At 78.0% G+C, this 1,039-nt stretch carries 1 protein-coding gene and 2 pseudogenes; all 3 read right to left on the reverse strand.

Annotated features, from left to right (window positions below; all coding sequences use genetic code 11):
- Positions 1 to 158 (reverse strand): annotated as a pseudogene (locus tag AB0K37_RS42335) (dethiobiotin synthetase); the annotation flags it as partial.
- 7 nt (positions 159 to 165) lie between these two features.
- A complete protein-coding gene (locus AB0K37_RS42340) occupies positions 166 to 465 on the reverse strand; it encodes a 4a-hydroxytetrahydrobiopterin dehydratase (protein WP_363991924.1) in 300 nt (99 codons plus the stop codon).
- A 62-nt stretch (positions 466 to 527) separates the two neighbouring features.
- Positions 528 to 1,039: pseudogene (locus AB0K37_RS42345) on the reverse strand (glycosyl transferase); the annotation flags it as partial.

The raw sequence follows: 1,039 nt of genomic DNA on the forward strand, positions 1-1,039 counted from the left end.
GTGCGGGCGCCCGCGGCCGCGGCGGCCATCACGCCGCCGTGCCCGCCGCACACGACCACGGCGCCGCGCCCGGCGAGGATCCGGCCGGTCTCGTAGGCGTGGTCCCACTGGAGCTCGGTGCACTCGCCCGGCCCGCACACGGCCACCTGCACGGCCATCGCGGCCCTACCCGGCGCCGTGCCGGGCGGCGATCTCGTCGATCGCCGCGGCGAGGTCGAAGTCCTTGCCGGTGAGGCCGCCGGCGCTGTGGGTGGTCAGGGCGAAGGTCAGGGTGCGCCAGCGGATGTCGATGTCGGGGTGGTGGTCGGCGTCCTCGGCGGCGCGGGCGACGTCGGTGACCACCTCGATCCCGGCGGGGAACGACGGCGCGGTGACCTGCCTGCGGATCCGGTCGCCGTCCCGCCTCCAGGTGGGCAGGCCGCGCAGGCGGTCGGCGACTTCGTCGGCGTCGAGCGTGTCGGCCATCGGGTCACTCCCTGTTCGCTGGTGCCGTTCTCCTTCCTCTCTTCCCTGCGCGGGGCGACCGGTCACCCCGCGCCGGGGGTCAGGTCGTACAGGACGGTGCCGCCGACGGTGGCGGGGGTGTAGTGCGCGGCGACCCATGCGCTGATCTGCTGGGCGGCGTCGCTGCCGCTGCCGGCGCCGCGCGCCCTGCCGCCTCCCGGGGCGCGTCCCTGGCCGCGGGCGCCGCCGACGAAGTAGTGGATCCTTCCTTGGCGGGCGAGGCGCTGGAACTCGGCGAGGGTGGGGGCGGGGTCGGTGCCGTTGAATCCGCCGACGGCCATGACGGGCCGGCCGGTGGCGAGCTGGTAGCCGGCGGCGGTGTTGGATCCGACGGCGGCGGCGACCCACGTGTAGGAGGCGGCGCCGGCGTTGAGGGCGGCGGTGACGGCGGCGTCGGGTGTCCCGGCGTTCAGGAGCCCTCCCGGTCCCCCGCCCGGGCCTGCGCCTCCCGGCCCTCCGCCGCCTCTGGGGCCTGCGAGGCCGCCGGGCACGCGTCCGGCGGCGCTGGGCCCCTGGGGCGGGGCGCCGGGGCCGC

Source organism: Actinomadura sp. NPDC049753, from assembly GCF_040674655.1.
GTDB lineage: Bacteria > Actinomycetota > Actinomycetes > Streptosporangiales > Streptosporangiaceae > Spirillospora > Spirillospora verrucosospora.

Excerpts from the sequence above, each read along its gene's own strand:
- AB0K37_RS42340 (WP_363991924.1), bottom strand. The coding sequence starts at position 465 with ATGGCCGACACGCTCGACGCCGACGAAGTCGCCGACCGCCTGCGCGGC.